Genomic DNA, 6,155 nt, shown 5'->3' with positions numbered 1-6,155 from the left:
TGAGACGTGCCGTAGTCCAGGTTAAGACCGGGCTGGCCAATGGGGAAATCGACGAGGAACAATACATAAGTTTTTTAAGGCAGTTCGGAGAATACCTGGAGGTATACCCCCCGTCAATATGGGATAACCTTACCTATATGTTCCAATTCCAGTTCGGATATATGTACTGGCGTTATTTCATGTGGAATTTTGTAGGCAAAAAGGACGATATTCAGGGACGTTACAACGGAAATGGCGAATGGATCAGCGGGATCAATTTCATAGACAGCCTGCGACTGGGCAGTCAGGAAAACCTGCCGGCAGATGTTATGGACAACAAAGGCCGGAACACCTATTTCTTCCTGCCGCTCTTATTAGGAGTCATAGGCCTGGTCTTCCAAATCTCAAGGAATCCTAAGCACTTCTGGGTGCTCTTTGTCTTCTTCATGTTCACTGGGCTGGCCATTCAGTTTTACACCAACCCGTATATCTTCCAGCCGAGGGAACGGGATTATTCCCTGGTGGGGTCCTTCTACATTTTCGCGATTTGGATCGGGATGGGTGTTTACGGGCTCTTTGAGGAGTTCAAAAAATATCTGCAACCAAAAATACTGGCTCCGCTGGTACTGGTGGTGTGCCTCTTTGCGGTTCCCGGAGTTATGGCCTTCCAGAATTGGGACGACCACGACAGGTCTAACCGATACACGGCCAGGGCAAGCGCTATGGCCTATCTGGATTCCTGCCAGGAAGATGCGGGAGCTATGCTTTTCACCATTGGTGACAACGACACTTTTCCGCTCTGGTATGTACAGGAAATCGAAGGCCATCGCACTGATGTACGGATCATATGCACCAGCCTTTTTGCGACAGACTGGTATGTGGACCAAATGAAACGCAAGGCGTATAAGAGTGATCCTATACCTTCCCAATTGACCCACGAATTGTACCGATATGGCAACCGGGATGTGATCTATTATCAGCAAAGAACAGACAAGCGCTGGGATATCCGGGATTTCATGAACTGGATCGCCAGCGATAAACCCGAGACCAAGTTGCGTTACATTCTGGAAAGGTCAGACAGGGACCTCAGTGAATATTCAGAAAGTACCCTCGACCTGGTCTACTACCCTACCAACAAGATCCGTGTGCCCGTCAATAAGGAGAATGTGTTGAAAAGCGGTCTGGTGAAACCCAGGGATTCTGCCCTGATCGTGGACTATATTGATATCGACTTGCCACAGGCATTGCCGAAAAACCGCATCATGATGCTGGATATCCTTGCCAACAACAACTGGGAAAGGCCTATTTATTTCTCCGGGGGTAGTTTTGACAAGGCAGAATACATCTGGATGAAGGAGTACCTGCAACTGGACGGCCTTGCTTACAAATTAGTACCGATTAAAACAGTTAACAAAAGTCCCTATGAAATGGGCAGGATCGATACGGACCTGATGTATGATGTGGTGAAGAAATGGGACTGGGGGAACTCCGGTAGCCCTGATATCTATCACGATGTACAAACGCGTACCCAGGGCCTTTCTTTCCGCGGTAACCTGGCCAGGTTGGCCGAAGCGCTTATCGAAGAAAACAAGATCGACAAGGCCCGTGAGATCATTGATATGGCCATGACTAATATGCCGGTGGAATTCTACGGGTATTACACCTTTGTGGAACCCTTCGTTGATGGCTATTACAAGGTTGGGGAAACCGAAAAGGCCAGGGAGCTGTACAAAAAACTCAAATCAGTTTACCAGGACCGCCTGGATTACTATGCAGGGATACCCCTTGATGAGCAGTACGACAAGATCGAGGATATCATTGCTGACATGGAAGGCTACCGAAGGAACATCGATATCCTGATCGAAAACGATGACCGGGAATTGGCGGAGGTGGAAACACAGGCATTCAACGCTACCATAGATATGTTCAGCCATTTCTACAAAGACGACCTCCTGGAAGAGGAAACGCAGGAAGCATATCCAATGGAAGCCGTGCCTTCTGAATCCCCGCAGGCCGACACCTTGGAAGACAGCACCATACAGGAGGAATAACAGCACTACTAAACCCAGGGGATTAGGTTCAATTTGTGTTGCCTGCTAAGAAGCTGTGAGGTTTAAATGTATTCGTTCAGGATGCCGATAAGGGTATTGGCGTCTTGCTCACCACTTTGTCTCCATACCATTTCCCCTTTTTTGTAGATCATCAGGGTGGGAAGGCCTTTTATTCTTAGGGCCTGGGACAATTCTTTGTTCTTGTCTACGTCAATCTTTATTACTTTTCCCTTGTCTCCCAGGGCTGCAGCCACATCGCGGAGTACCGGATGCATGGCGGTAGATTGTTCATTCCATTCCGCATAAAAGTCCAGCAATACGGGGATGTTCAAATCGATTAGTTCTCCAAATTTCGACATAGAAAATACGTTGGATTACCCGTCAAAAGTAAGAAAAATTGTCAATAGTGGGTTGCCCGTAAATAAAATGAAGCCGTCTCTTAACGAAATGGTCACACAAGGGATTTCTTTTTTAGGGTGATGACCGTTATTTCGGGCCATATTCCAACCCTGCCGGGATACCCCAGGAATCCGAATCCTCTGTTTACATTGATGTACTGTCCCATCTCTTCATAGATCCCCGCCCAGTACTTATACCGCCACTTTACCGGGCTCCATTTGACCCATCCGGGAATCTCTATACCAAACTGCATCCCGTGCGTATGGCCGCTCAGGGTAAGGTGGTAATGCATGGGGTGTTCGATGACAACATCTTCCCAGTGCGAAGGGTCATGGCTCAACAGGATCTTGAAGTCATCTTCCTGTATATCTGCTGATGCCTTGTCCAGGTCTCCTGCTTTCTTGAAACCTCCCCTACCCCAGTTTTCCACACCGATCAGGGCCAATTGATCCTTTCCTTTTCTCAAATAACGGCTCTCGTTCAGCAACAGGTCAAACCCCATTTCCTTTTGAAGGCCTTTGAGCTCTTCCAGGTTTTGGCTCTTTTTTTCTTCTGTATCCCAGGGCACATAATCCCCGTAATCATGGTTCCCCAGAATGGAATATTTACCGTCACGGGCCTTGAGTTGAGTAAACAAGCCGGTCCAGGGCACCATTTCCTCAGCTTTGTTATTTACCATATCCCCTGTAAAGAAGATCGCATCACTCTCCTGACTATTGATCAGGTCAATGGCGTACTCGATCTTCTCCCGGTTGTCAAAACTTCCGCTGTGGATATCGGAGATCTGGGTAATCTGATACCCGTCAAAGGCTTCCGGAAGATCGTCAAACTCCATCTGGTACTTCAGCACCTGGAAATTGTATTTTCCCCGGTACATCCCATAAAGCAGTGCGCCAAAAGGAATAGCTGCGATGCCCATAGCCATAAGACTGAGGAAACGCCGCCGGGTGGGTAAGGTGAATTCCCCGGTACTCGCAAACAGCTTCCTGTATAAGGCTGCGATAAAGCGAAAGAGGTCTTCGGAAAACAAAAACCCAATGGTGATGAGCTTAAAGGTGAGCATAGCCAGCAAAAAACCAAAGGCATAGCTCTTTGGCCGGCTAAGTACGCGTCCGGCTTCTTCTCCCCAGGTAAATTGATATACAAAGTTGCCAATGACAAGCAGGGATAAGGCCATGAAGGCGTAATAAATATATGGGAATCGGGTGACCGTCTTCAGGGCCTGGAGGGCATAGAAACCCATGACCAGGTAGATGACGATAAATATGATCCAGCGCAGCATGCTTTTTTTACAAATATATCTGTTTAGCCCAACTTGGCTAGCGCCATTTGGCTATAATTTAACGCTTTGCACCACTTCATGAAGCAGGTTAAAGTCTGCCCTGGGCACATGGGTTTCCGATAGCAACGCCTGGCCCATCAGTGGGATCTCCGGTTCCTGCATCAGGTTGGGATACATTCTGGTTCCCGAGAGATGAATGGCCTTAAACCCAAGTCCCAGGAATTTCCTGGCATTTCCCGGGCGTATACCCGCCCCCGGCATTACGGTTATCTTTTCAGCCCGATCGTTCAGCGCAAGCAAGAGATCAATGCCTTCAATAGCAGTTTTTGATTTTCCAGAGGTCAACAAACATTTTACCCCCATTCGCTGGAGGATATCAAAGCTCTCCAGTGGGTCCCCAACCCAATCGAAAGCCCTGTGAAAGGTAAAACTGACCCCTTCGGACCATTTCAAAAGTTTTTCAAGCCCGGGAACATCCAGACTGTTATCCGTTTTGAGGGCGCCACAAACAATTCCCTTAGCCCCATGGGCTTTGAAATATTCGATATCAGCCTTGATCACCTCGAACTCCTTTTCCGAATAGCTAAAATCACCACTCCTTGGCCTGATAAGCACATGGATCGGCAGGGATACTGCAGACCGAACGCTTTCGAACAAGCCCGGAGAGGGGGTTATCCCGCCTACACCAAGTTCCGAGCACAGTTCTATCCGGTCTGCCCCGGCCTGCTCTGCCAGTAAAGCGGACTCAAAAGACGCCGCACATACCTCCACTATCATAAATATGTATCTTTAGCTAAGCTAAAAGTAATCACCTACAGAGATGAAAAGAAGAAAATTCCTGAAAAACTCCGGTTTGGGGGCGGCAGGGCTGATGTCTGTACCCCTGGTAGAAAGCTGTGCAGAACCCGTTGGATCGAAATCAGCCCCTGCAGATAATGGGGTACGGCCAATCGTTATCGCCACCTGGGACGTACCTAATGCTACTGCCCGGGCCTGGGAGGTATTGGAAAAGGGGGGCAGTGCCCTTGATGCAGTGGAGGCCGGGGTTAAAATGGAAGAGGCTGATGTTAGCAACCAAAGTGTGGGCAAAGGGGGGCGGCCGGATCGCGAAGGAAATGTGACCCTGGATGCCTGTATTATGGACCATGAGGGAAATTGTGGCTCAGTGGTATACCTGCAGAACATCGTCCACCCCATATCCGTGGCCCGAAAGGTCATGGAAGATACCCCCCACGTCATGTTGGCAGGGAAAGGTGCGGAACAGTTTGCCGTTGAAAAGGGGTTCCCGCGCGAGAACCTACTCACCGAAAAATCAAAGCAAGAATGGGAAGCCTGGAAAGAAAAGGCTGAATATAAACCCGGGATCAATATAGAGAACCACGACACCATTGGCATGCTGGCCATAGACAAGGAAGGAAACCTCTGCGGGGCCTGCACCACCAGTGGGATGGCGTATAAACTACCGGGACGTATCGGGGATTCCCCCATCATTGGAGCAGGGCTGTTTGTGGACAACGAAGTAGGTGCTGCAACAGCTACGGGCCTCGGGGAGGAGGTGGTAAGAACCGTAGGGAGTTTTCTGATCGTGGAATTGATGCGTCAGGGGTATTCGCCTCAGGAGGCTTGCGAGGAGGGCGTAAGGCGGATCATTAAAAAAAACAAAGGAAAGCTCGACTTTCAGATCGGGTTTATCGCATTGAGTAAAAATGGGGAAACCGGGGCCTTTTGCATACAATCAGGATTTACCTACCGTTCCTATTCGGGTACGGGCCACACCAATACTCCGGCTGCAAGTCATATCCCGGTCTGAAATTTTCGATTGGAAGCTTATCTTCGTAGCTTTGAAATCGTCCAAGCTTAATCACTATGTCTGACAAGAAAAGACTCTTCCTCTTAGATGCCTATGCCCTGATTTTTCGCGGGTATTACGCCCTGATCAAAAACCCGAGAATCAATTCAAAGGGAATGGACACCTCCGCCATTATGGGATTTGTGAATTCTTTGTTTGACGTGATTAAACGGGAAAAACCAGACCACCTGGCGGTTTGTTTTGACAAGGACGGCAGTGCGGAACGCACCGAGTTATTTGCAGATTACAAAGCCAACCGGGATGAGACCCCGGACGCCATCAGGGTGGCTGTCCCTATTATTCAGGACATCCTTAAGGCCATGCACATACCTGTTGTGGAAGTTTCCGGCCTTGAAGCCGATGACATCATCGGAACGCTGGCCAAGCAGGCCGAAAAAGAGGGTTACGAGGTATTTATGGTTACACCCGACAAGGATTTCGGACAATTGGTTTCAGAGAACATTTTTATGTACCGCCCTGCGCGGATGGGAAATGGGATAGAAATCTGGGGCATCCCCGAAGTGCAACAACGTTTTGGGGTGGAACGACCCGAACAGGTGATTGATTACCTGGGGATGATGGGTGATGCAAGTGA

Annotated in this window: 5 protein-coding genes and 1 pseudogene; 3 read left to right on the top strand and 3 right to left on the bottom strand. The window is 48.9% G+C overall.

The annotated features are described in order from the left end of the window. Positions 1–2,030: pseudogene (locus tag AC4E7D_RS08815) on the top strand (hypothetical protein); the annotation flags it as partial. Between the two features lie 62 nt (positions 2,031–2,092). Here AC4E7D_RS08815 and AC4E7D_RS08810 read toward each other — a convergent pair. The 3 genes from AC4E7D_RS08810 to AC4E7D_RS08800 all read right to left on the bottom strand — a co-directional run bounded on the left by AC4E7D_RS08810 (position 2,093) and on the right by AC4E7D_RS08800 (position 4,488). Beyond that, positions 2,093–2,389 (bottom strand): thioredoxin family protein, encoded by a 297-nt coding sequence (locus AC4E7D_RS08810; protein ID WP_343487476.1) that lies wholly within the window; start codon positions 2,387–2,389, stop codon positions 2,093–2,095. Positions 2,390–2,481: 92 nt separating this feature from the next. Next, a complete protein-coding gene (locus AC4E7D_RS08805) occupies positions 2,482–3,711 on the bottom strand; it encodes a metallophosphoesterase (RefSeq protein WP_490173435.1) in 1,230 nt (409 codons plus the stop codon). A gap of 51 nt (positions 3,712–3,762) precedes the next feature. Beyond that, positions 3,763–4,488, bottom strand: a complete 726-nt coding sequence (locus tag AC4E7D_RS08800; RefSeq protein ID WP_490173434.1) for a copper homeostasis protein CutC — start codon at positions 4,486–4,488, stop codon at positions 3,763–3,765. A 43-nt stretch (positions 4,489–4,531) separates the two neighbouring features. Here AC4E7D_RS08800 and AC4E7D_RS08795 point away from each other — a divergent pair, with 43 nt between their 5' ends. Both AC4E7D_RS08795 and AC4E7D_RS08790 read left to right on the top strand, forming a co-directional pair. Then, the gene (locus tag AC4E7D_RS08795; RefSeq protein ID WP_490173433.1) at positions 4,532–5,521 is read left to right on the top strand and encodes an isoaspartyl peptidase/L-asparaginase family protein; all 990 of its coding nucleotides are present in this window, start codon (positions 4,532–4,534) and stop codon (positions 5,519–5,521) included. Positions 5,522–5,577: 56 nt separating this feature from the next. Beyond that, positions 5,578–6,155, top strand: a 578-nt coding sequence (locus tag AC4E7D_RS08790; RefSeq protein WP_490173432.1) for a 5'-3' exonuclease, incomplete at its 3' end; no start/stop codon positions are given.

The sequence above is a fragment of the Lentiprolixibacter sp. genome (assembly GCF_982873095.1).
The sequence above is the reverse complement of the archived record's forward strand: the minus strand, read 5'-3'. Positions and strand labels throughout refer to the sequence as shown.

What these genes read in the sequence shown, in the direction of transcription:
- AC4E7D_RS08810 (WP_343487476.1), bottom strand. Translation starts at nt 2,389, where the DNA reads ATGTCGAAATTTGGAGAACTAATCGATTTGAACATCCCCGTATTGCTG.
- AC4E7D_RS08805 (WP_490173435.1), bottom strand. Translation starts at nt 3,711, where the DNA reads ATGCTGCGCTGGATCATATTTATCGTCATCTACCTGGTCATGGGTTTC.
- AC4E7D_RS08800 (WP_490173434.1), bottom strand. Translation starts at nt 4,488, where the DNA reads ATGATAGTGGAGGTATGTGCGGCGTCTTTTGAGTCCGCTTTACTGGCA.
- AC4E7D_RS08795 (WP_490173433.1), top strand. Translation starts at nt 4,532, where the DNA reads ATGAAAAGAAGAAAATTCCTGAAAAACTCCGGTTTGGGGGCGGCAGGG.